Origin of the sequence: Pseudomonas citri (assembly GCF_025336485.1) — a bacterium.
Lineage (GTDB): Bacteria > Pseudomonadota > Gammaproteobacteria > Pseudomonadales > Pseudomonadaceae > Aquipseudomonas > Aquipseudomonas citri.
This window is the reverse complement of record NZ_JAODAB010000022.1, coordinates 32,332-55,379: the sequence shown is the minus strand read 5'-3', so window position 1 is coordinate 55,379 and position 23,048 is coordinate 32,332. Positions and strand designations below refer to the sequence as shown.

The following is a 23,048-nucleotide window of genomic DNA, read 5'->3' as shown; positions in this document are numbered from 1 at the left end:
CCCAGCAGCGCCAGGAAAAGTAGCCCCCTTCCACGGTCTCTGCAAATACCGTCCATCCATTGGCCTGCGCCGCGCTGTCTGGATAAACACATCCCTTTTAATCCTGCGCGTGTGTTGAATCGCTGTTCTAAGCTCACATTCGTACCGTCACAGGTAGTACGGCGCGAAGGAGTCGGCATGGCTGTTTTTCCAATCAAACTGCTCGTTGGCTTGGGGTTGTGTGTGGCGGTGGTCGGGTGCGGTGATCGCACTCCCGGGGAGAAAGCCTTGCCACGGGTTTTCGTGCAGACCGTCGTACCCAGCGAGTACGCCGCCTCGGTGACTTTGACTGGCGATGTCCAGGCGCGGGTGCAGGCCGATCTGTCGTTTCGCGTGGGTGGCAAGATCATCGAGCGTAAGGTGGATATCGGTGACCGGGTGTCGGCCCGGCAGGTGCTGGCCCGCCTCGATCCACGGGACTTGCAGACCCAGGTCGATTCCGCCGAGGCCCAGGTGGCCGCCGAACAGGCGCGGGTCAAGCAAAGCGCGGCGGCATTCGTGCGCCAGCAGAAACTCTTGCCCAAGGGTTACACCAGCCAAAGTGAATACGACACGGCCCAGGCCCAACTGCGCAGCAGCCAGAGTGCGCTGAGCGCGGCCCAGGCCCAGTTGGCCAATGCCCGTGAACAACTGAGCTACACGGCACTGATTGCCGAGGCGCCAGGCCTCATCACGGCGCGCCAGGCGGAGGTCGGCCAGGTGGTGCAGGCCACCGAGCCGATTTTCAGCCTGGCCCGCGACGGTGAACGTGACGCGGTGTTCAACATCTACGAATCGTTGTTGCGTGAACCGCCCTCGGATCCGGCAATCACCATCAGCTTGTTGGACGACCCCACCATCCAGACCACCGGCAAAGTGCGCGAGATCACTCCGGCGGTGTCTGCCCAGACCGGGACCGTGCAGGTCAAGGTCAGCCTCAAGGATTTGCCCGAAGGCATGCGCCTGGGCTCGGTGGTCAGCGCTACTGCCAGGTCCGCCGGCAAGACCGCCGTCGAACTGCCGTGGTCGGCGTTGACCAAGAACCTCAGCGACCCGGCCGTGTGGCTGGTGGATGGCGAGGGCAGGGCGCAGTTGCACACGGTCACCGTCGGCCGATACCTGACCGGCAAGGTGGTCATCAGCGATGGCCTCCAGGGCGGGGAGAAAGTCGTCACCGCCGGCGGGCAATTGCTGCACCCCGGCGTACGTGTCGAGATCGCTGGAAACACCTCCGAAAAATCCACGCCAGGGGCCCAGCCATGAAGCGTCTTTGGATAGCCTCGGTCGGCCTTTTGCTGGTCGCGTGCTCCGAGGAACAGGCGCCACCCGAACCGGTGCGCCCGGTGTTGTCGGTTGAAGTCCGGGCGCTCGACCAGCAGGCACTCGGGCGGTTCGCCGGAAGTATCCAGGCGCGTTTTGAAAGCAACATCGGTTTTCGTGTGGCGGGGCGGATCGCCAGTCGCAATGTCAATGTCGGCGCGCAGGTGAAAAAGAGCGATCTGCTCGCCACCCTCGATCCGACCGATCAACAGAACCAACTGCGCGTGGCCCAGGGTGATCAGGCGCGGGTCGAGGCGCAGTACATCAATGCCCAGGCCAATGCCCGGCGCCAACAGGAGCTGTTCGATCGCGGCGTTGGTGCCCAGGCTCAACTGGACATTGCCCACACCGACCTGCAAACCACTGCGGCCACCCTTGAACAGGCCAGGGCGGCGGTGGCAAGGGCTCGCGATCAACTCAACTACAGCGCGTTGCACACCGATCACGACGCTGTCGTGACCGCCTGGAGTGCCGAAGCCGGGCAAGTGGTCAGCGCCGGCCAGCAAGTTGTGACGCTGGCCCGGCCGGACATCAAGGAAGCGGTGATCGACCTGCCGGCCGGCCTGGTCGAGCGCCTGCCCAACGACGTGGTGTTCGAAGTCGCCGCGCAACTGGACCCGACCCTGCACACCACCGCCATCGTGCGCGAGATCGAACCCCTGGCTCAAAGCGCCACCCGCACTCGCCGTGCCCGCCTGACGCTGACCGATACACCGCCTGGTTTTCATTTGGGCACGGCCATCAGCGTCACCCTGAGCTCGGCCATCGAACCGCGCATCGAGTTGCCCCTCAGTGCGCTGCAAGAGGTCGATGGCAAGGCGCGGATCTGGCTGATCGACCCGCAAAGCCAGACCGTCTCGCCCCGTGATGTGCGGATTCTAGAGCGTTCGGACAGCACGGTGCTGGTGGCCAACGGCATCAAGGCCGGCGATCGCGTGGTCAGTGCCGGTGTTAACAGCCTACAGCCGGGACAGAAAGTGAAACTTGACGAGGATGTACGATGAAGGAGCCTTTCAATCTGTCCGAATGGGCCCTGCGGCATCAGTCGTTCGTCTGGTACCTGATGTTCGTCGCGTTGCTGATGGGGGTGTTTTCCTACCTGAACCTGGGGCGCGAAGAAGACCCCTCGTTCACCATCAAGACCATGGTCATCCAGACCCGCTGGCCCGGCGCGACCCAGGAAGAAACCCTCAAGCAGGTCACCGACCGCATCGAGAAGAAACTCGAAGAGCTCGACGCCCTCGACTACGTCAAAAGCTACACCCGGCCAGGGGAATCGACGGTGTTCGTGTACCTGCGCGACACCACCGGGGCCAAGGAAATCCCCGAGATCTGGTATCAGGTGCGCAAGAAAATCGACGACATTCGCGGCGACTTTCCCACAGGCCTGCAAGGACCCGGGTTCAACGACGAGTTCGGCGATGTCTACGGTTCGGTGTACGCCTTCACCGGCGACGGCCTGTCGATGCGCCAGTTGCGCGACTACGTGGAACAGGTCCGTGCCGAGGTCCGCGATGTGCCCGGCCTGGGCAAGGTCGAGATGATCGGCGAACAGGACGAAGTGCTGTACCTGAATTTCTCCACGCGCAAACTCGCCGCGCTGGGGATCGACCAGCGCGAGGTGGTGCAGAGCCTGCAAACCCAGAACGCCGTGACTCCGGCGGGGGTGATCGATGCCGGCCCCGAGCGGATTTCCGTGCGCACCTCCGGGCAGTTCCAGTCGGAAAAGGACCTGGCCAACGTCAACCTGCGGCTCAATGACCGCTTCTATCGACTGGCTGACATCGCCGACATCCGTCGCGGTTACGTCGACCCCGCCACGCCGATGTTCCGCTTCAACGGAACGCCGGCCATCGGGCTCGCCATCGCGATGAAGAAGGGTGGCAACATCCAGGAGTTCGGCAAGGTGCTGCATGCGCGCATGATCGAGCTGACCGCCGATCTGCCGGTGGGCGTAGGCGTGCACTCCGTGTCGGATCAGGCGGAAGTGGTGAAGGAAGCCGTCGGTGGCTTCACCAGCGCTTTGTTCGAGGCGGTGGTCATCGTGCTGGTGGTCAGCTTCGTCAGCCTTGGCATGCGGGCCGGGCTGGTGGTGGCCTGCTCGATTCCGCTGGTGCTGGCGATGGTCTTCCTGTTCATGGAATACAGCGGCATCACCATGCAGCGGATTTCCCTCGGCGCCTTGATCATCGCCCTCGGCTTGTTGGTGGACGACGCGATGATCACCGTCGAGATGATGGTCACGCGCCTGGAAAAAGGCGATAGCAAGGATCAGGCGGCGACGTTCGCCTACACCTCGACGGCGTTCCCGATGCTCACCGGGACCCTGGTGACCGTGGCCGGTTTCGTGCCCATCGGCCTGAACGCCAGTTCCGCCGGCGAGTACACCTTTACCCTGTTCGCGGTGATCGCCGTGGCGATGCTGGTGTCGTGGATCGTGGCCGTGTTGTTCGCCCCGGTGATCGGCGTGCACATCCTGAGCAGCAACATCAAACCCCACAGCGCCGAGCCGGGACGGATCGGCCGGGCCTTCAACGGCAGCTTGCTGTGGGCGATGCGCAATCGCTGGTGGGCCATCGGGATCACGGTGTTGCTGTTCGCCCTGTCGGTGTTTTGCATGCGTTTCGTGCAGAACCAGTTCTTCCCGTCCTCGGACCGCCCGGAGATCCTCGTGGATCTCAACCTGCCGCAAAACGCTTCTATGGATGAAACCCGCAAGGCGGTCGATCGCCTGGAAGCCACCCTCAAAGGCGACCCGGACATCGAACGCTGGAGCAGCTACATCGGCGAAGGTGCGATCCGTTTCTATCTGCCGCTGGACCAGCAATTGCAGAACCCGTATTACGCGCAACTGGTCATCGTCAGCAAAGGCCTGGAGTCGCGCGCGGCCCTCACCGAGCGCTTGCAAAAGCGTCTGCGCGAGGATTTCGTTGGCATCGGCAGTTTCGTCCAGGCCCTGGAAATGGGCCCGCCGGTCGGTCGGCCGATGCAGTACCGGGTCAGCGGCAAGGACATCGACCAGGTGCGCAAGCATGCGATCGATCTGGCCACCGAGCTGGACAAGAACTCGCACATCGGCGAGATCACTTACGACTGGAACGAGCCGGGCAAGGTGCTGCGCATCGACATCGCCCAAGACAAGGCGCGGCAGTTGGGCTTGTCTTCCGATGACGTGGCCAGGCTGATGAACAGCATCGTCAGCGGCTCGACCGTGACCCAGGTCAACGACGATATTTACCTGATTGACGTGGTAGGCCGTGCCGAAGATGCCGAGCGCGGTTCGCCGCAGACGCTGCAGAACCTGCAGATCGTCACCCCGGGCGGCATCTCGATTCCGCTGCTGGCATTCGCCACGGTGCGTTATGAATTGGAGCAACCACTGGTATGGCGCCGCGACCGCAAGCCGACCATCACCATCAAGGCCGCCGTGCGCGACGAGATCCAGCCCACGGACCTGGTCAGGCAGCTAAAACCTGAAATCGACAAGTTCGCCGCCGGCCTGCCGGCGGGTTACCAGATCGCCACGGGCGGTACCGTGGAAGAGAGCAGCAAGGCCCAGGGGCCGATCGCCAGTGTCGTGCCGCTGATGCTGTTCTTGATGGCGACCTTCCTGATGATCCAACTGCACAGCGTGCAGAAACTGTTCCTGGTGACCAGCGTCGCGCCCCTCGGGTTGATCGGTGTGGTGCTGGCGCTGGTGCCGACAGGCACGCCCATGGGGTTCGTGGCGATCCTCGGGATCCTGGCGTTGATCGGCATCATCATCCGCAACTCGGTGATCCTCGTGACCCAGATCGACGAGTATGAGCGTGATGGGTATGAACCCTGGGATGCGGTGGTGGAAGCCACCGAACACCGCCGCCGGCCAATCCTGTTGACGGCGGCTGCGGCGAGCCTGGGGATGATCCCCATCGCCCGGGAAGTGTTCTGGGGGCCGATGGCCTACGCGATGATCGGCGGAATCATCATCGCCACCCTGCTGACGTTGCTGTTCCTGCCGGCGTTGTATGTGGCCTGGTACAAGATCCGCGAGCCCAAGCGCGATTGATGAGGACATCTGTCGCCAGGCGAAAAGCCCGTGGGAGCAAAGCTTGCTCGCGATTGCGGTAAGCCAGGCAACATGGATATTGGCTGGTCTGCCGCTATCGCGAGCAAGTTTTGCTCCCACGGGGTTTGGCGGGGAAAGTCGTTACTTGCGCAACAACCGCAACCCATTGAACACCACCAGCAAGCTCACCCCCATGTCGGCGAACACCGCCATCCACAAGGTCGCGAACCCGGTGAAGGTCACTCCCAGGAAGATCGCCTTGATCACCAGCGCCAGGGCGATGTTCTGCTTGAGGATGCTCGAAGCCTGGCGCGACAGACGAATGAAGGCCGGGATCTTGCGTAGATCATCGTCCATCAGGGCGACATCGGCAGTCTCGATGGCGGTGTCGGTGCCGGCCGCCGCCATGGCGAAGCCGATCTGGGCGCGGGCCAGGGCAGGGGCGTCATTGATGCCGTCGCCCACCATGCCGACCCGATGCCCTTGGGCGTACAGGTCTTCGATGGCTTGCAGCTTGTCTTCCGGCAACAGGTCGCCCCGGGCCTGATCCATGCCCACCTGCGCGGCAATCGCGTCGGCGGTGTGGGCATTGTCGCCGGTGAGCATCAGGGTCTTGATGCCCAGCTCATGCAACTGCCGGATGGCGTCGCGGCTGGAGTCCTTCAGCGTGTCGGCCACGGCAAACAGTGCCAAGGGGCCTGTGCCGTCGAGCAGCAGCACCACGGACTTGCCTTGTTTTTCCAGGGCGAAGAGTTTTGCTTCCAGTTCTGGGGAGCACAGGCCCAGGTCTTCCACGAGACGGTGATTGCCCAGGTGATAGGTATGGCCGCCGATGTCACCGCGCACGCCTCGCCCGGCCAGCGCCTGGAAGTTATCCACAGCTTGCTGCGCCAGTTGCTTATCCACAGCCGCATCGGCAATCGCCCTGGACACCGGGTGGTCGGAGCGGGCGGCAAGGCTGGCGGCCAGGGCCGGGGCGCTGGTCTCTACGCTCGGGTCCAGCGCCACGTAATCGGTCTGCACCGGTTTGCCGTGGGTGATCGTGCCGGTCTTGTCCAAGGCCAGGTAGTCGAGCTTGTAGCCGCCTTCCAGGTACACGCCACCCTTGACCAGGATGCCTTTGCGCGCGGCGGCGGCGAGACCGCTGACGATGGTCACCGGTGTGGAAATCACCAAGGCGCAAGGGCAGGCCACCACCAGAAGCACCAGCGCGCGGTAGATCCAGTCGAACCACGCCGCGCCCATGAGCAGCGGTGGGATAACGGCTACGGCCAGGGCCAGGGCAAACACCGCCGGGGTGTAGATGGCCGAGAATCGGTCGACGAAGCGCTGGGTCGGCGCCCGGGAGCCCTGGGCCTGTTCCACGGCATGGATGATCCGCGCCAGGGTGGAGTGGTCGGCCGCTGCGGTCACACGGTATTCCAGCTCACCGGCCTGGTTGATGGTGCCGGCGAAGACTTTGTCGCCCACGGTTTTTTCCACCGGCAGGCTCTCGCCAGTGATCGGCGCCTGGTCGATGGTCGAGCGCCCGGCAAGCACCTCGCCGTCCAGCCCCACACGCTCGCCAGGACGCACCCGCACCCGGGCACCGAGGGCAACGGACTTGACCGCCTGCACCTGCCAACTGCCGTCGGCCTGTTGCACGGTGGCTTGTTCCGGGGCCATCTGCATCAGGCCGCTGATCGCGTTGCGTGCGCGGTCGAGGGACTTGGCTTCGATCAATTCGGCCACGGTGAACAGGAACATCACCATCGCCGCTTCCGGCCACTGGCCGATCAGCACGGCGCCGGTCACGGCGATGCTCATCAGCGCGTTGATGTTCAGGTTGCGGTTCTTCAGGGCGATCCAGCCCTTCTTGTAGGTGCCCAGGCCACCACTGAGGATCGACACCAGCGCCACCAGCGCGACCACCCAGTTCGGCGCGGCATTGGTGAAGTGGATGACCTCGGCAGCAAACGCGGTGACACCCGACAGCGCGAGCGGCCACCAGGGCTTGGCCGGGGCGGGTCGATTGTTGCTTGCTTTGTCCTGGCCCTGCGTCAGCGGCTCGGCCTGCATGCCTAAGGACTCGATGGCCTTGATGATCGGCGCGTCGTCGGGCAAGTCGTGGGTCACGCCCAGCACGCGGTTGATCAGGTTGAATTCCAGGCGCTGGACGCCGTCGAGCTTGCCCAGTTTGTTCTGGATCAGCGTCTGTTCGGTGGGGCAGTCCATGGCTTCGATGCGAAAGCTGCGCAGCCGTGCACCGTCGGTCGGGGTTTTACCCAGCTCGACCACGGACGGCGCCGCTTTGGAAGCGCAACAGGCGTGGCCATGATCGTGGCCATGGTCGTGGTTGGGCTTGTGGATATGGAGGGAATCGCTCATCGGTTACGTCCGTGAAAAGTGCCTGTTGCACAGTAAAGACCCTGTAGCCACTATAGGGTCAAGCGCCTGTCTGGAGATCACGCTATGAAAATCGGAGAACTGGCAAAAATCACCGACTGCCAGGTCGAAACCATCCGCTATTACGAACGCGAAGGGCTGCTGCCGGAACCGGCCCGCAGCGACGGCAATTACCGGCTCTACACCCAGGCCCATGCCGAACGGCTGACGTTCATCCGCAACTGCCGCACCCTGGACATGACCCTGGAAGAAATCCGCAGCCTCCTGGCCCTGCGCGACAGCCCGCAGGACCAGTGCGAAAGCGTCAACGCGCTGGTGGACGAACACATCCTCCACGTCAAGGCCCGTATCGACGGCCTGCTGGCCTTACAGGCACAACTGATCGACCTGCGCCGCCGCTGTGGCGAAGGGCCGGACCCGGAGCAATGCGGGATCTTGCAGCGTCTTGAGGTGAGTGGGGCGGTGGCGCCGGAGGTGGAGCATTCGCATGTGGGGCGCAGTCATGGGCATTGAACCCTCGCCGTCAATCCAAATGCACAGAGGTCTATGGGCTGGGCCTGTGGGAGCAAGCTTTGCTCCCACAGGCCCGCACACAGGGGGCATGGCGGGATTCTTTCAGACCGCCATCGGCGCCGTCATTGGCGCGTGGTGCTGGTAGCCTTCCAGGGAGAAGTCGCCCGGTTCCACCCGCTCCAGCCATTCGGGCTGGTACACGCCGGTCTTGGCGAACTCCGGTACCCGATCGGAAATCACCAGCTTGGGCATCGGGAACGGCTCGCGCCTGAGCTGCTCCTTGAGCATGTCCAGGTGGTTTTCGTAGACGTGGGCGTCACCGATGAAATAGGTGAACCAACGCGGCGTGTAGCCGGTCAGGCGGCCGATCAGGCTAAGCAACGCGGCGCCTTCGGTGAGGTTGAACGGGGTGCCGAGGCCCAGATCGTTGGAGCGGATGTAGAGGGTCAGGGAAATTTCCCTGGTCTCGACATTCGGGTGGAACTGGTACAGCAGATGGCACGGCGGCAGGGCCATTTCATCGAGCTGGGCGCAGTTCCAGCCGTGGAACAGGATGCGCCGGCTGCCCGGGTCGTTGATGATCGTGTCGACGCACTGGCGCACCTGGTCGATGGCCTTGTACAGCACCACGTAGGCCTGGCCGTTTTCCTCGCCTTCGGCGATCTGCCGGTAGCCCTGGGCCAGGGTCTGCTCGATGGCCGCCAGGTTGCTCCGGGGGATTTGCTTGTAGGCCGGCCATTTACGCCACTGCACACCGTAGATCTCGCCCAGGTCGTCCTCGCCCTGGCGGAACGGGTTGGCCAGCCATTGGCTGTTTTCGTTGGCGTTCTGGTCCCAGACCTTGCAGCCCAGGGCGCGGAATTCGGCGGCGTTGTTCACGCCACGGAGGAAACCGCACATCTCGCCGATGGCCGATTTGAACGCCAGTTTGCGGGTGGTGATGGCCGGGAAGCCTTCCTTCAAGTCATAGCGCAGCATGGCCCCGGGGAAGCTGATGGTGTTCACGCCGGTGCGGTTGGCTTGCTTGGTGCCGTTCTCGATGACGTGTGCCACCAGATCGAGATATTGCTTCATGGGTTACCTGTGTCCTTGAACCCGAGGCCGGGGCCTCGGGGTTCGAATTTTTTAAGCCTTGGCCGCCGCATCCGGCGCACGATGATAAGCCAGCCAGATCAGCACCAGGCCGCCGACGATCATCGGCAGGCACAGCACTTGGCCCATGGTGAGCCAGTTCCAGGCCAGATAGCCGAGCTGGGCATCCGGTACGCGGACGAACTCGACGATAAAGCGGAAGATGCCGTAAAAAAGCGCGAACATCCCGGACACTGCCATGGTGGGCCGCGGCTTGCGCCAGAACAGCCAGAGAATCAGGAACAATGCCACACCTTCGAGGGCGAACTGATACAACTGCGACGGATGGCGCGGCAGTTGTGCCGGGTCGCTGAACGGCGGGAAGATCATCGCCCATGGCACGTCGGTCGGCTTGCCCCACAACTCGGCATTGATGAAGTTGCCGATGCGCCCGGCACCCAGGCCGATCGGCACCATCGGCGCGACGAAATCCATCAGCTGGAAAAACGACTTGTCGTTTTTCTTGCCGAACCACAGCGCCGCGAGCATCACGCCGATGAAGCCGCCGTGGAACGACATGCCGCCCTTCCAGACCTCGAAGATCAGCGTCGGGTTGGCCAGGTAGGCACTCAGGTCGTAGAACAGCACATAGCCCAGGCGGCCGCCGACGATCACGCCCATGGACAACCAGAACACCAGGTCGGAGAGCTTCTCCTTGTTCCAGGTCGGATCGAAGCGGTTGAGCCGGCGCGACGCCAGCAGCCAGGCGCCGCCGATGCCGACCAGGTACATCAGGCCGTACCAGTGGATTTTCAGCGGACCGATGGCCAGGGCCACCGGATCGATCTGCGGGTAAGGCAGCATTGATATTCCTCGTAAACGTCAAAAATACCCGGGCGACGCTGGCACCTCGGGATTAAGCCAGGATTGCGTCAGAGCAGAAAACTCAAGCCGACGCAGAACAGCAAAGCTGCGAAGAGCCGTTTGAGCAAGCGCGGTGACAAGCGATGGGCCAGGCGCGCGCCGAAGCGGGCGAAGACCATGCTGGTCAGGGCGATGCCCAGCAGCGCCGGTAAGTACACAAAACCGAGACTATGGGCCGGGAGCAGCGGATCGTGCCAGCCCAGAATCATGAAACTTATTGCACTGACCACGGCGATGGGCAGCCCGCAGGCGGATGATGTCGCTACGGCCTGCTGCATCGGCACGCTGCGCCAGGTCAGGAACGGTACGGTCAGCGAACCGCCGCCGATACCGAAGATCGCCGACGCCCAGCCGACCACGCTGCCGGCCAGGGTCAGCCCGGCCTTGCCGGGCACGGTGCGACTGGCCTTGGGCTTGAGGTCCAGGGCCAGTTGCGTGGCAACGACCATGGCGAACACCCCGATGATTTTTTGCAGGTTCGGGCCGGAGATCGCCTCGGCGGTGATGGCGCCGACACCGGCACCGAGCAGGATGCCGACGGTCATCCAGGCGAAAATCGGCCAGCGTACCGCGCCTTTGCGCTGGTGTTCGCGCACGGCATTGACCGAGGTGAAGATGATCGATGCCAGGGATGTGCCGACGGCCAGGTGCGTCAGCACCTGCGGGTCGAAACCTTGCAAGGTGAAGCTGAACACCAGCACCGGGACAATGATCATCCCGCCACCCACGCCAAACAGCCCGGCCAGTATCCCGGCGCAGGCACCCAGCAGCAGATAGAGCACAAATTCCACCAGCGTCTCCCCACCCATCCCCAAAACAAGAGCGGCATGGTAACGGATCCATGGCCTTGGGCTCTACTCAAGGCGATGGAAGCGTGGGGGATGTGTGGGTAGAGTAGAACCCGCTCCGACACAAATCTGTGCTGAGGAATGCTGTGCGGGAGCAAGGCTTGCCCGCGATGGACGCGCTGCGGTCTGTGAAATCGAGTCGTCTGTTTCGCGAGCAAGCTTTGCTCCCACACAGTGATCACCCCAACCAAGTGGTGTTCGGCTTAATTCTTTAACGGGACAACCCGATGTGCCTGATCGTATTCGCCTGGCGACCCGGCCATGCCCAACCGCTGATCGTGGCGGCCAATCGTGATGAGTTCTACGCCCGGCCGACCTTGCCCCTGGCACAGTGGCCTGACGCACCCCATGTCCATGCCGGCCGCGATCTGGAGGCCGGTGGCACCTGGCTCGGCATCGGCGCCGAGGGGCGTTTCGCGGCGCTGACCAACATTCGCGACCCGGGCCAGTTGCCGGCGTTCAAGTCGCGGGGTGAACTGGTGGCGCGGTTTTTGGCCGGGAATCTTTCGATTGCCGATTATTTGAGCGAGGTCGTCCCGCGTGCCAACGAGTACGGCGGGTTCAACCTGCTGCTCGGCGACGGCATCGAGCTGTGGCACCACAACGCCCGCGATACCCGAGCGCAACAGTTGGCCGAGGGGCTCTATGGGCTGTCGAACGCCGGCCTGAACACGCCCTGGCCCAAGTTGCTCAAGGCCCGGGCGGCGCTCGGCGAGGTGTTGGACGACCCCCGGCCCCAAGCGTTGCTGGCATTACTGAATGACCCGCAACCGGCGCCAGTGGCCGAATTGCCGGACACCGGTGTCGGCCTCGCGACCGAGACGTTGTTGTCGAGTGTGTTCATTGCCAGCCCGGCCTACGGGACCCGGGCGAGCACCGCGTTGATCGTCCATGCCGATGGGACGCGGCACATGGTCGAGCGCAGTTTCGGACCCCATGGGGGGCATTTGGGGGAGGTCGAGATCCGGGTTTAGTTTTGTGGTGTTTGTGCCGGCCCTTTCGCGAGTAAGCTCGCGAAAGGGCTGCGGGTTCTCAGAGCGTCTTGCTCGAAGCCGGATTGATCATCCGCGCCAACCCAAGGTTCTTCAACGCCAGTTGCAGGGAACTGTGGATCACCTGCGGGTTATCGATGGTCATCACTTCGGCCAGCAACTCCTGGGCCTTGCTGAGGTTGATCTGGCGCAGCATCCACTTCACTTTCGGCAGGTTGGTGGCGTTCATCGACAGGCTGTCGAAGCCCATCGCCATCAACAGCACCGCCGCCGCCGGGTCGCCGGCCATTTCACCGCAGATGCTCACCGGCTTGCCTTCGGCATGGGCGTCGCGCACGACGGTCTGCAGGGCTTGCAGCACGGCTGGGTGCAGATAGTCGTACAGGTCGGCGACCCGAGGGTTGTTGCGGTCCACGGCCAACAGGTACTGGGTCAGGTCGTTGGAACCGACCGACAGGAAGTCCACCTGCCGCGCCAGTTCCCGGGTCTGGTACACCGCCGCCGGAATCTCGATCATCACGCCCACCGGCGGCATCGGCACGTCGGTGCCTTCGTCGCGCACTTCGCCCCAGGCGCGGTGGATCAGGTGCAGGGCCTCTTCCAGCTCATGGGTGCCGGAGATCATCGGCAACAGGATGCGCAGGTTGTTCAGACCTTCGCTGGCCTTGAGCATGGCGCGCGCCTGGACCAGGAAGATCTCCGGGTGGTCGAGTGTCACGCGAATGCCGCGCCAGCCCAGGAACGGGTTTTCTTCCTTGATCGGGAAGTAGGACAGGGCTTTGTCGCCGCCGATGTCCAGGCTGCGCATGGTCACCGGTTGCGGATGGAAGGCGGCCAGTTGCTCGCGGTAGATCGCCAGCTGTTCCTTTTCACTGGGGAAGCGCTGGTTGATCATGAACGGCACTTCGGTGCGGTACAGCCCCACGCCTTCGGCGCCGCGCTTCTGTGCCCGGGCCACGTCGGCCAGCAGACCGGTGTTGACCCACAGCGGCATGCGGTGGCCATCGAGGGTTACGCATGGCAAGTCCCGCAGCGCGTCGAGGCCCAGGGACAGTTGCTTTTCTTCCTCGACCACATCGTCAAACTGCTTGCGCAGCACGTCGCTGGGGTTGGTGTAGACCTCGCCGTGGTAGCCGTCGACGATCATCTGGATGCCGTCGACCTTGGAGTACGGCAGGTCCACCAGGCCCATCACCGTCGGGATGCCCATGGCCCGGGCCAGGATCGCCACGTGGGAGTTGCCTGAACCCAGTACCGAGACCAGCCCCGCCAGCTTGCCTTCGGGCACTTCGCCGAGCATGGCCGGGGTCAGCTCTTCGCTGACCAGGATGGTGTTGTCGGGGTAGACCAGGGTCTGTTGGCGCTCCTGCTGCAAGTAGGCCAGCAGCCGGCGACCGAGATCCTTGACGTCGGACGCGCGCTCGCGCAGGTAGGCGTCGTCCATCAGTTCGAAACGGTTGACGTGGTCGGTCACCACTTGGCGCAGCGCGCCTTGGGCCCATTGGCCGGTCTTGATGATGGTGGTCACTTCGCTGCCCAGGGAGGCATCGTCGAGCATCATCAGGTAAACGTCGAACAGCGCGCGCTCTTCCGGGCGCAGTTGCGTCGCCAGCTTGGTCGACAGGGCGCGCATGTCGGCCCGCACGCCTTCGATGGCGGTCTTGAACAGGCCCAGCTCGGCCTCGATGTCGGTGATGGCCTTGTCCGGCACCACGTCGAGGTCGGCGGGCGGCAACATGACCACCGCCGTGCCCACTGCCGCGCCCGGCGAGCCCGGCACGCCAACGAACTTGGCTTCCTGGATGCCCTTGCCCTGGCGCCCCAGGCCGCTGATCGAGCCAGTGGCCTCGGCATGGGCGATAACCCCGGCCAGTTGCGCGCTCATGGTCACGAGGAAGGCTTCTTCACCTTCGTCGAACTGGCGGCGTTCTTTTTGCTGGATGACCAACACGCCGACGACGCGGCGGTGGTGGATGATCGGTGCCCCGAGGAACGAGGCGTAGCGTTCTTCCCCGGTTTCGGCGAAGTAGCGGTAGCGCGGGTGATCCGCGGCATTCTCGAGGTTCAGGGGTTCTTCGCGCGTGCCGACCAGGCCGACCAGACCTTCATTGGGCGCCATGCTGACCTTGCCGATCGAGCGCTTGTTCAAGCCCTCGGTGGCCATCAGCACGAAACGGTTGGTCTCGGGGTCCAGCAGGTAGACCGAGCAGACCTGGCTGCCCATGGCCTCTTTGACGCGCAATACAATAATCCCCAACGCCGCCTTGAGATCCTTGGCGGAGTTAACTTCCTGGACGATCTTGCGCAGCGTATTGAGCATGGCTCGGGGTCGAACTCCGTCGTCAGTCGCGCGTCAGCAGGCGCGGGGCAAGCTCTTTGAGGGCGCGCCGGTACACCTCGCGCTTGAATGTCACCACCTGGCCCAACGGATACCAATAGCTGACCCAACGCCAGCCATCGAACTCCGGTTTACCGGTCAAATCCATCCGCACCCGCTGCTCATTGGAGATCAGGCGCAGGAGAAACCATTTCTGCTTCTGGCCGATGCACAGCGGTTGGCTGTGCGTCCTGACCAGGCGTTGCGGCAAACGATAGCGCAACCAGCCGCGGGTGCAGGCGAGTATTTCGACATCTTCTCGCTCCAGCCCCACTTCTTCGTTCAACTCGCGGTACAAGGCCTCTTCCGGCGTCTCCTGGGGGTTGATCCCGCCTTGAGGAAACTGCCAGGCGTCTTGATTGATACGGCGAGCCCATAGCACCTGCCCTGCATCATTCGTGAGAATGATCCCCACATTGGGGCGGAAACCATCGGGGTCGATCACGGCAACAACCTCGCAAACGCATGTCGCCGCATTGTTCCACAAAGGTTGTGAAAGCAGCAACGCGCCTGCCTAGCTTATGTGCACTCTTGTGAAAAGTCCGTATTCTGGACGCCTTTCTTCAGAAATTTCAGCGAGTAACTGCAATGCGGCTGGCTTTATTCGACTTGGACAACACCTTGCTGGGCGGCGATAGCGATCATGCGTGGGGCGATTACCTGTGCGAGCGCGGGTTCCTCGACGCCGTCACCTACAAGGCGCGCAACGACGAGTTCTACCAGGATTACCTGGCCGGCAAGCTCGATAACGCCGAGTACCTGAATTTCTGCCTGGAGATCCTTGGCCGTACCGAGATGGAGGTGCTGGCAAAGTGGCATCTGGACTACATGCGCGACTGCATCGAGCCGATCGTTCTGCCCCAGGCCATCGAGTTGCTGGCAAAGCACCGCGACGCCGGGGACAAGTTGGTGATCATCACCGCCACGAACCGCTTCGTCACCGGACCGATTGCCGAGCGCCTGGGGGTCGAGACCCTGATCGCCACCGAGTGCGAAATGATCGATGGACGCTACAGCGGACGCAGCACCGACATCCCGTGTTTTCGCGAGGGCAAGGTGCACCGGTTGAATCGCTGGCTGGAAGAGACCGGCCATTCCCTCGACGGCAGTTATTTCTATAGCGATTCGATGAACGATCTGGCGCTGTTGGAAGTGGTGACGCATCCGGTGGCCGTGGATCCGGATCCGAATCTTCGGGCCGAGGCCCAGAAGCGTGGTTGGCCGGTGATTTCGTTGCGCGATTGATTGTGGGAGCAAGCTTTGCTCCCACAATCAATCGCGGGCAAGCCTTGCTTCCACTGAACCTTAAACCGGCTTGGCCCCCATCAGCCCCGCAATGGCGATAAAGCAGGCAACGCTGAACAGCGCCAAGGCAAAGCTGAACTTCCCGCCACCTGCGGGTGCCTTGCGCAGCTTGTTCAACCGCGCCAGCAGCCAAAAGCCGGCCAGCGCTGCAACGGTGTAGAGCACGCTGGAGGCCAGCAACCAGGTCTGTCCCAGCGGCCAACCCACCTGATGCACCATCCACCAGCCCGTAAAGGGCAGGCTGACCAATGCCAGGATCATCACCAGCCAGATGAACGACCGCGGGCGTTGCAGTGTGCGGGCGGCCGCCGTGGCATCGCCATTGCGCCGCGTGCGCCAGACCCAGGCGGACAGCCCCAGGGCGCCGGCCAGCAAGAGCGCGGTGGCGATGACGTGAGCGAGCTTCAACACAGTCAACGTTTCCATTGTTCGATTTCCTTACGTCTTGCTCACAGCCTAGCCGGCTTTCTCAACCCAGGAACAGCTGATAGGCCGGATTATCGCTCTCATCCCAATATGGATAGCCGATTTCTTCCAGAGCCGCCGGCACCAGGTGGCGTTCCTCGTGGGGCACTTGCAGGCCTGCGACCACACGGCCATCCGCCGCGCCATGGTTGCGGTAATGGAACATCGAGATGTTCCAGCGCCCACCCAGCTTGTTGAGGAAGTTGAACAGCGCGCCCGGGCGTTCCGGGAATTCGAAGCGCAGCACCACTTCGTCGATGACGTGGGCCGCATGCCCGCCCACCATGTGGCGGATGTGCAACTTGGCCAGTTCGTTGTCGGTCAGGTCCAGCACCGGGAAGCCTTGTTCCGTCAGGCTGGCGATCAGCTTGCCGCGCGGGTCGTTTTCCGGGTGCGTCTGCACGCCGACGAAAATATGCGCTTCGCTGCCGGTGTTGTAGCGGTAGTTGAATTCGGTGATCTGGCGCTTGCCGATGGCTTCGCAGAACGCCTTGAAGCTGCCCGGTTTCTCGGGAATGGTCACCGCGATGATCGCCTCGCGACCCTCGCCCAGCTCGGCGCGTTCGGCGACGTGGCGCAGGCGGTCGAAGTTGACGTTGGCGCCGGAATCGATGGCCACCAGGGTCTGGCCGCTGATGCCTCGCGACTCGACATACTTCTTGATCCCCGCCACGCCCAGTGCACCGGCAGGTTCGGTGATCGAGCGGGTATCGTCGTAGATATCCTTGATGGCGGCACAGATCTCGTCAGTGCTGACGGTGATCACTTCATCCACATGGTGCTTGCAGATATCGAAGGTGTGCTGGCCGATCTGCGCCACGGCGACGCCGTCGGCGAACAGCCCCACGGTTGGCAGCACCACGCGCTCGCCAGCGGCCATGGCCGCTTGCAGGCAATTGGAGTCATCCGGTTCGACACCGATGACCTTGATGTCCGGGCGCAGGTATTTCACGTAGGCCGCGATCCCGGCGATCAACCCGCCACCGCCCACCGGGACGAAGATCGCATCCAGGCGACCCGGGTGCTGGCGCAGGATCTCCATCGCCACCGTGCCCTGCCCGGCAATGGTGTGGGGATCGTCATAAGGGTGGATGTAGACGTAGCCCTTTTCGTCGACCAGTTTCAGCGAATAGGCCAGGGCTTCGGGGAACGAATCGCCGTGCAGCACCACTTTGCCGCCACGCGAGCGCACGCCTTCGACCTTGATTTCCGGGGTGGTCTTGGGCATCACGATGGTGGCCTTGACGCCCAGCACCTTGGCCGCCAGGGCCAGGCCTTGTGCGTGATTGCCCGCCGAAGCCGTGACCACGCCCCGGGCGCGTTCTTCGTCGCTGAGCTGGGTGAGCTTGTTGTAGGCCCCGCGAATCTTGAACGAGAACACCGGTTGCAGGTCCTCGCGCTTGAGCCAGATGCTGTTGCCCAGCCGTTCGGAGAGCTGGCGAGCGCTCTGCAATGGGGTTTCTACGGCAACGTCGTAGACGCGCGAGGTGAGGATCTTCTTGACGTACTGTTCGAGCATCGGAAAGCATCACTGAGCGGGTTGGGCAGGGCCAAGGAGTCTAACCCGGCTTTTGGCCGGGCGACCACACGAATCCCGAGGTTTTGTTGGGTTATACTCGCGCCCCTCCATACTCCTTGCCCGCTTTCGGAGCCCGCATGACCCAGGATCAACTCAAACAGGCCGTGGCCCAGGCTGCTGTCGACCTCATCCTCCCGAAACTGGATGACAAGAGCATCGTCGGGGTCGGCACCGGCTCCACGGCCAATTGCTTCATCGACGCCCTGGCGCGACACAAGGGGGCATTCGACGGCGCCGTCGCCAGCTCCGAAGCCACCGCCGCACGCCTCAAGGGCCACGGGATCCCGGTGTACGAGCTCAACACCGTGAGCGACCTGGAGTTCTACATCGACGGCGCCGACGAAAGCGACGCCCACCTGAACCTGATCAAGGGCGGAGGCGCGGCCCTGACCCGCGAGAAGATCGTCGCCGCCGTGGCCAAGACCTTCATCTGCATCGCCGACGCCAGCAAGCTGGTGCCGGTGCTCGGCACGTTCCCGCTGCCCGTGGAAGTCATCCCGATGGCGCGCAGCCATGTGGCCCGCCAGTTGGTAAAGCTGGGTGGCGATCCGGTGTATCGCGAAGGCGTGCTGACCGATAACGGCAACATCATCCTGGATGTGCACAACTTGCAGATCACTAACCCGGTTGAACTGGAAAGCCAGATCAACGCCATCGTCGGCGTGGTCACCAATGGCCTGTTCGCGGCTCGCCCGGCGGACGTGCTGCTGTTGGGGACCGCTGAAGGGGTTAAGACTCTCAAGGCTTGATCCGGTGGTGTGACGGATGCATTTGTGGCGAGGGAGCAAGCTCCCTTGTCACGGTAATTCGGGCGATGCTTGAATGATCGGCGCTGTCGCCACAGGGATGCCTTCTTATCAATCGAGCTGCGTCTTCTTGAAGACGTAGAACAGATTCGGCTCGCTCACCAGATACAGGTTGCCATCGTCGTCCATGGCCAGGCCTTCAGCCTGGGGCACGGTTTGCCGCAGGCCGTGACGGCCCTTGCTCAGCGACAGGGTGCTTAACGGCCGGCCGTCGATATCCAGCTCGATAATCAACCGTGACTCCTCGGACAGCGCCAGCAGATGGCCGCTGCGCTCGTCATATTGCAGGCTCGAAAGATCGCGCACGAACAGCCCGGCATCGCGCTTGGGGTTGTTGATGACATGGACCGCGTAGGATTTTTCTGGATTGTGATGAGGAAACCCGTGCACTTCATAGATCAGCATCGGGTCGCGCTCCTTGGCCACGAACAGCCGCTTGCCCACGGAATCGTAGGCCAACCCTTCGAACCCCTTGTTGCGGGTCATGTGCAGGCCGAGGGTCATTTGCTCGGCATCGGCCGCGTCGAGGAAGCGCGTGTCGTCTTCCAGGCGAACCTTGATCAGCCGCTGCTGGCGCTCGTCGGAGATGACATAGATATCTTCGCTGATGAATTCCACCGCCTCGGGATCGCCGAAGCCGATCAAGGCGATGCGCCGCAGGATCTTGCCGTCGAGTGACAGCTCGACCAATTCGGCATTCTTGTTAGTGACGGTGAACAGGCTTTGGCGTACCGGATCGAACGTCAGCGCCGACACGTCGTCGTCCAGGCCGTCGATCACCTGCGCCTCGACCGCAACCCGGTATTGGTCCAGGGCGATGGCTTGCTCGTGAGTGGTTTTCCACAGGGTGCCAAGGTTGAACCAGGCGCGTTCGAACAGGCGCAGGTGTTGCCCTGCGGCGATCAGGATGATCAACGCGATTGTCGTTAACAACAGGATCAAGGGCTTGGGGCGGGCGAGTCGACGCATGTGGGGTGGGCTCGGATAGGATCAGGGCGGTGGGAAATACCACGACCGCCTGAACTGAAGCTTAATGGCTGTATGCCACACCCTACAACGAAGGAAGAATAATCCTACAGAGGGACTGTCGTTAGCGTTGCTTTTCGAAACGATAGAACAGGTTCGGCTCACTGACCATGTAGAGGTTGCCAGCCTCATCGGCGGCGATGCCTTCGGCGCGGGGGATCGTTCCCTTAAGGCCATTGAAGCCACCCAGCAACGTCATGAAGCTGACCTGCTTGCCTTCTTCGTCCAGTTCCAGCAGCAGGTGGGAGTCGGCTGAAAGCGCCAGCATGTGGCCGGTGCGCGGATCGATCGCCAGGGCCGAGAGGTTACGCAGGTCAAGTTCATCGCTGGCATGGCGCTGTTTACTGCCCTCGAGCGACTGGCTGCCGTTACTTTTCCAGGTGAACAGGGCCGGCGGGCGTTCCTCGCCGAGGATCAATTGCTGATTGCGCGGGTCCCAGGCAATCGCTTCGAACCCCTTGTTCTGGTTCTGCGAAGGGCCGAGATCGTAGGTCGGGAAGTCCGCGCGGTTCAGTTCGCGGGTGTTGGCATCGATCTGGACGATCGACAGCGTGTGATCACGCTCGTCGGTAATCGCCAGCAGGCCATTGGTCGTGGAGGCCACGCCTTCGGGGTTGCTCCAGCCCACCAGTGGCATTTTGCGCAGTACGTCGCCTTGCAGGGTCAGTTCCACCAGGAATGGGTTCTTGCCCATGACGGCGAACAGGGTTTTGGTCTGTGGGTTGTAGGTCACATCGGACGCTTCGTCCTTCTCCATGCCGGGCAGCGGCTTGGCGTCGATCACGGCGTGGTAATCCGGCAGCCAGACGCTTTCCTGGCGTTGGGCCGGGCTTTCGAATTGCTCCGCTACCCAGAGCAGGCCCCGGTCATCCCAATGCATCGCGAATGCCAGGCCGTAGGCCGCAGCCGCCACCAGCGTTAACCCGGTGTACCAGGGCAGGGCGAAGCGAAAGCGCCGGGCAGGTTTGGCTGGCGATAGGGTTTGGGTTTTGTCCATTGGCGATGCGTTCCAGGAAATTCAGCGAGGGGGAATGACTGGTTCAGATACCGCAAACCCCGGAATTATCCGGATGGCATGTGAAAAAAACGGTAAAGGATGGAGGCGCCATGGATAACCCGGTAGGCGCGAACAGGCTCGCTTCTACCGGGTATGCGTGTTGCGATCAGCGAACGTGGCTCTCGAAGCGGCTCGTCCCGGGCAGCTCCAGCACCAGCTCGTCGCCCACGTTCAACGGTCCGACGCCTGCCGGGGTGCCGGTGAGGATCACATCGCCGGCCTGCAGCGAAAAGCAGCCGGCCATGTGCTGGATCATCGGCACGATGGGGTTGAGCATCAGGTTGCTGTTACCGTCCTGACGCACTTCACCGTTGATGGTCAGGCGGACGGGAATGTCTGTCAGGTCGGCGAAGGTGCTGCTCGATACGAACGGCGCGAGCACCGCCGCGCCGTCGAAGGACTTGGCGATTTCCCAGGGCAGGCCCTTGGCCTTGAGCTCGGCCTGCTTGTCCCGAAGGGTCAGGTCCAGGGCCGGGGCGAAACCGGAAATGGCGTCCAGGACTTCTTCGGCGCTCGGCCGGGTCGACAGGGGTTTGCCAATCAGCACGGCGATTTCTGCCTCGTAGTGCACTGAGCCCCGTTCGGTCGGGATGCTGAAACCACCTTCCAGTGGCACCACGCAACTGCCCGGCTTGATGAACAGCAAGGGCTCGGTGGGCACAGGGTTATCCAGTTCCTTTGCATGTTCGGCGTAGTTACGGCCAATGCACACCAATTTCCCTACCGGGAAATGAATACGGGTACCGTCGACATATTGGTGCTGATAGCTCATTACCGACTCCTGCTTTTTGGGTTCAGGTGTTTTTTGCATCAAACCGCGAAAATCTTGCCTGGGTTCATGATGCCGTTCGGATCGAACACGGCTTTCACCGCTTTCATGTATTCGATCTCCACTGGCGAGCGACTATAAGTCAGATAGTCGCGCTTGGTCATGCCCACGCCATGTTCGGCGGAAATCGAACCGTTGTACTTCTCGACGGTTTCAAAGACCCATTTGTTCACGGTCGCACACTTGGCGAAGAACTCATCCTTGCTCAGGTTTTCCGGCTTGAGGATGTTCAGGTGCAGGTTGCCATCGCCGATATGGCCGTACCAGACAACTTCGAAGTCCGGGTAGTGTTCGCCGACGATCGCGTCTATTTCCTTGAGGAATTCCGGGACTTTCGAGACGGTCACCGAAATGTCGTTCTTGTACGGCGTCCAGTGGGAAATGGTTTCGGAGATGTACTCGCGCAGTTTCCACAGATTCTGCAACTGGGTTTCGCTCTGGCTCATCACGCCGTCCAGCACCCAGCCTTGCTCCACGCAGTGCTCGAAGGTTTCCAGCGCGTGGTTGGCGACTGCTTCGGTGGTGGCTTCGAATTCCAGCAGCACGTAGAACGGGCAGTCGGTGTCGAACGGTGCTGGCACGTCGCCACGGCCCATGATCTTGGCGAGGGCCTTGTCGGAGAAGAATTCGAAGGCGGTCAGGTCGAGCTTGCCCTGGAAGGCGTGCAGCACCGGCATGATCGAATCGAAGTCCGGGGTGCCGAGTACCATGGCGGTGAGGTTTTTCGGGGCACGATCCAGGCGCATGGTGGCCTCGACCACGAAGCCCAGGGTGCCTTCGGCGCCGATGAACAACTGGCGCAGGTCGTAGCCGGTGGCGTTCTTGACCAGGTCCTTGTTCAGTTCCAGCAGGTCGCCCTTGCCGGTGACGACCTTCATGCCGGCCACCCAGTTGCGGGTCATGCCATAGCGAATGACCTTGATCCCGCCGGCATTGGTGCCGATATTGCCACCAATCTGGCTGGAGCCCGCCGAGGCGAAGTCGACCGGGTAGTACAGGCCATGTTCTTCGGCCTTGTTTTGCAGTTGTGCGGTGACTACGCCGGGCTGGCACACCGCTGTGCGGTTGGTGAGGTTCACGTCGAGGATCTGGTTCATGTAGTCGAACGACACGACCACTTCGCCATGGGCCGCCACGGCTGCGGCGGAGAGCCCGGTGCGCCCGCCCGATGGCACCAGCGCGACCGTGTGCGCGTTGGCCCAGCGCACGATGGCCTGGACTTGCTCGATGGTTTTCGGAAAGACGATGGCCACCGGTGCCGGGGCGAAATGCTTGGTCCAGTCCTTGCCATAAGCGTTCAGGGAGTCTGCATCGGTCAGGACCTTGCCAGGCTCGACCAGGGTTTTCAGCTCTTCAATCAGGGCAGCGATGGTCATCGACAGAACTCTCACACAATTCATGGTCACCCTGAAGACGCTTCACGTCGCAGAATGAGTGTTTGGAGGTCGCATATGCTAGCATACGCCCCCCGCAGAGACGTGCTAA

General features: G+C 62.6%; 19 protein-coding genes. 7 read left to right on the top strand and 12 right to left on the bottom strand.

Translation table 11 applies throughout. The features are described from left to right. Positions 1-177: 177 nt before the first annotated feature. Genes N4Q37_RS21065 through N4Q37_RS21055 form a run of 3 tightly spaced genes read left to right on the top strand, consistent with a single transcriptional unit; the run spans position 178 to position 5,386 of the window. Complete coding sequence (locus N4Q37_RS21065; protein ID WP_260961531.1) at positions 178-1,281, top strand: efflux RND transporter periplasmic adaptor subunit; 1,104 nt, start codon at positions 178-180, stop codon at positions 1,279-1,281. Beyond that, complete coding sequence (locus N4Q37_RS21060; protein WP_260961530.1) at positions 1,278-2,342, top strand: efflux RND transporter periplasmic adaptor subunit; 1,065 nt, start codon at positions 1,278-1,280, stop codon at positions 2,340-2,342. Before N4Q37_RS21065 ends, N4Q37_RS21060 begins: the two co-directional genes overlap by 4 nt. Beyond that, on the top strand, positions 2,339-5,386 hold the full coding sequence (locus N4Q37_RS21055; protein ID WP_260961529.1) for an efflux RND transporter permease subunit: 3,048 nt from the start codon (positions 2,339-2,341) through the stop codon (positions 5,384-5,386). The genes N4Q37_RS21060 and N4Q37_RS21055 overlap by 4 nt, the downstream gene beginning before the upstream one ends. Before the next feature lie 141 nt (positions 5,387-5,527). Here the strand turns inward: N4Q37_RS21055 and N4Q37_RS21050 are convergent, their stop codons facing one another. Next, the gene (locus N4Q37_RS21050; protein ID WP_260961528.1) at positions 5,528-7,753 is read right to left on the bottom strand and encodes a heavy metal translocating P-type ATPase; all 2,226 of its coding nucleotides are present in this window, start codon (positions 7,751-7,753) and stop codon (positions 5,528-5,530) included. Between the two features lie 84 nt (positions 7,754-7,837). Here N4Q37_RS21050 and cadR point away from each other — a divergent pair, with 84 nt between their 5' ends. Next, complete coding sequence (gene cadR, locus N4Q37_RS21045; RefSeq protein ID WP_260961526.1) at positions 7,838-8,284, top strand: Cd(II)/Pb(II)-responsive transcriptional regulator; 447 nt, start codon at positions 7,838-7,840, stop codon at positions 8,282-8,284. A 102-nt stretch (positions 8,285-8,386) separates the two neighbouring features. Here the strand turns inward: cadR and N4Q37_RS21040 are convergent, their stop codons facing one another. The 3 genes from N4Q37_RS21040 to N4Q37_RS21030 form a co-directional block, all read right to left on the bottom strand. Next, positions 8,387-9,358, bottom strand: a complete 972-nt coding sequence (locus N4Q37_RS21040; RefSeq protein WP_260961524.1) for a thymidylate synthase — start codon at positions 9,356-9,358, stop codon at positions 8,387-8,389. Positions 9,359-9,409: 51 nt separating this feature from the next. Then, entirely contained in the window at positions 9,410-10,219 is an 810-nt protein-coding gene (gene lgt, locus N4Q37_RS21035) for a prolipoprotein diacylglyceryl transferase (protein WP_260961522.1), read from the bottom strand. A 68-nt stretch (positions 10,220-10,287) separates the two neighbouring features. Then, complete coding sequence (locus N4Q37_RS21030) at positions 10,288-11,070, bottom strand: sulfite exporter TauE/SafE family protein (RefSeq protein WP_260961520.1); 783 nt, start codon at positions 11,068-11,070, stop codon at positions 10,288-10,290. A 284-nt stretch (positions 11,071-11,354) separates the two neighbouring features. On the opposite strand from N4Q37_RS21030, the gene N4Q37_RS21025 reads away from it, so the two are divergent. Then, the gene (locus N4Q37_RS21025) at positions 11,355-12,101 is read left to right on the top strand and encodes an NRDE family protein (RefSeq protein ID WP_260961519.1); all 747 of its coding nucleotides are present in this window, start codon (positions 11,355-11,357) and stop codon (positions 12,099-12,101) included. A gap of 58 nt (positions 12,102-12,159) precedes the next feature. Here N4Q37_RS21025 and ptsP read toward each other — a convergent pair whose 3' ends face one another. Both ptsP and N4Q37_RS21015 read right to left on the bottom strand, forming a co-directional pair. Beyond that, entirely contained in the window at positions 12,160-14,439 is a 2,280-nt protein-coding gene (ptsP, locus tag N4Q37_RS21020) for a phosphoenolpyruvate--protein phosphotransferase (protein ID WP_260961517.1), read from the bottom strand. 22 nt (positions 14,440-14,461) lie between these two features. Then, entirely contained in the window at positions 14,462-14,941 is a 480-nt protein-coding gene (locus tag N4Q37_RS21015; protein ID WP_003186867.1) for an RNA pyrophosphohydrolase, read from the bottom strand. A gap of 143 nt (positions 14,942-15,084) precedes the next feature. Here N4Q37_RS21015 and N4Q37_RS21010 point away from each other — a divergent pair, with 143 nt between their 5' ends. Continuing rightward, positions 15,085-15,741 carry a histidinol-phosphatase gene (locus N4Q37_RS21010; protein ID WP_260961515.1) on the top strand — a complete coding sequence of 219 codons (657 nt, stop codon included), beginning with the start codon at positions 15,085-15,087 and terminating at the stop codon, positions 15,739-15,741. A gap of 60 nt (positions 15,742-15,801) precedes the next feature. Here the strand turns inward: N4Q37_RS21010 and N4Q37_RS21005 are convergent, their stop codons facing one another. Together N4Q37_RS21005 and ilvA are read right to left on the bottom strand one after the other, a co-directional pair. Continuing rightward, positions 15,802-16,227, bottom strand: coding sequence for a DUF2269 domain-containing protein (locus N4Q37_RS21005; RefSeq protein ID WP_260961514.1), 426 nt, complete (start codon positions 16,225-16,227; stop codon positions 15,802-15,804). A 43-nt stretch (positions 16,228-16,270) separates the two neighbouring features. Continuing rightward, positions 16,271-17,785, bottom strand: coding sequence for a threonine ammonia-lyase, biosynthetic (gene ilvA, locus N4Q37_RS21000; protein WP_260961513.1), 1,515 nt, complete (start codon positions 17,783-17,785; stop codon positions 16,271-16,273). Between the two features lie 137 nt (positions 17,786-17,922). On the opposite strand from ilvA, the gene rpiA reads away from it, so the two are divergent. Further along, entirely contained in the window at positions 17,923-18,594 is a 672-nt protein-coding gene (gene rpiA / locus N4Q37_RS20995) for a ribose-5-phosphate isomerase RpiA (RefSeq protein ID WP_260961512.1), read from the top strand. 108 nt (positions 18,595-18,702) lie between these two features. On the opposite strand, the gene N4Q37_RS20990 is transcribed toward rpiA, so the two are convergent. From N4Q37_RS20990 to N4Q37_RS20975, 4 genes are all read right to left on the bottom strand, one after another. Beyond that, positions 18,703-19,620 carry an SdiA-regulated domain-containing protein gene (locus N4Q37_RS20990; protein WP_260961511.1) on the bottom strand — a complete coding sequence of 306 codons (918 nt, stop codon included), beginning with the start codon at positions 19,618-19,620 and terminating at the stop codon, positions 18,703-18,705. A gap of 121 nt (positions 19,621-19,741) precedes the next feature. Continuing rightward, positions 19,742-20,674 carry an SdiA-regulated domain-containing protein gene (locus N4Q37_RS20985; RefSeq protein ID WP_260961509.1) on the bottom strand — a complete coding sequence of 311 codons (933 nt, stop codon included), beginning with the start codon at positions 20,672-20,674 and terminating at the stop codon, positions 19,742-19,744. Positions 20,675-20,840: 166 nt separating this feature from the next. Further along, positions 20,841-21,506 (bottom strand): fumarylacetoacetate hydrolase family protein, encoded by a 666-nt coding sequence (locus tag N4Q37_RS20980; protein WP_260961508.1) that lies wholly within the window; start codon positions 21,504-21,506, stop codon positions 20,841-20,843. A 38-nt stretch (positions 21,507-21,544) separates the two neighbouring features. Further along, a complete protein-coding gene (locus tag N4Q37_RS20975; RefSeq protein WP_260961506.1) occupies positions 21,545-22,939 on the bottom strand; it encodes an FAD-binding oxidoreductase in 1,395 nt (464 codons plus the stop codon). Between the last annotated feature and the right edge of the window lie 109 nt (positions 22,940-23,048).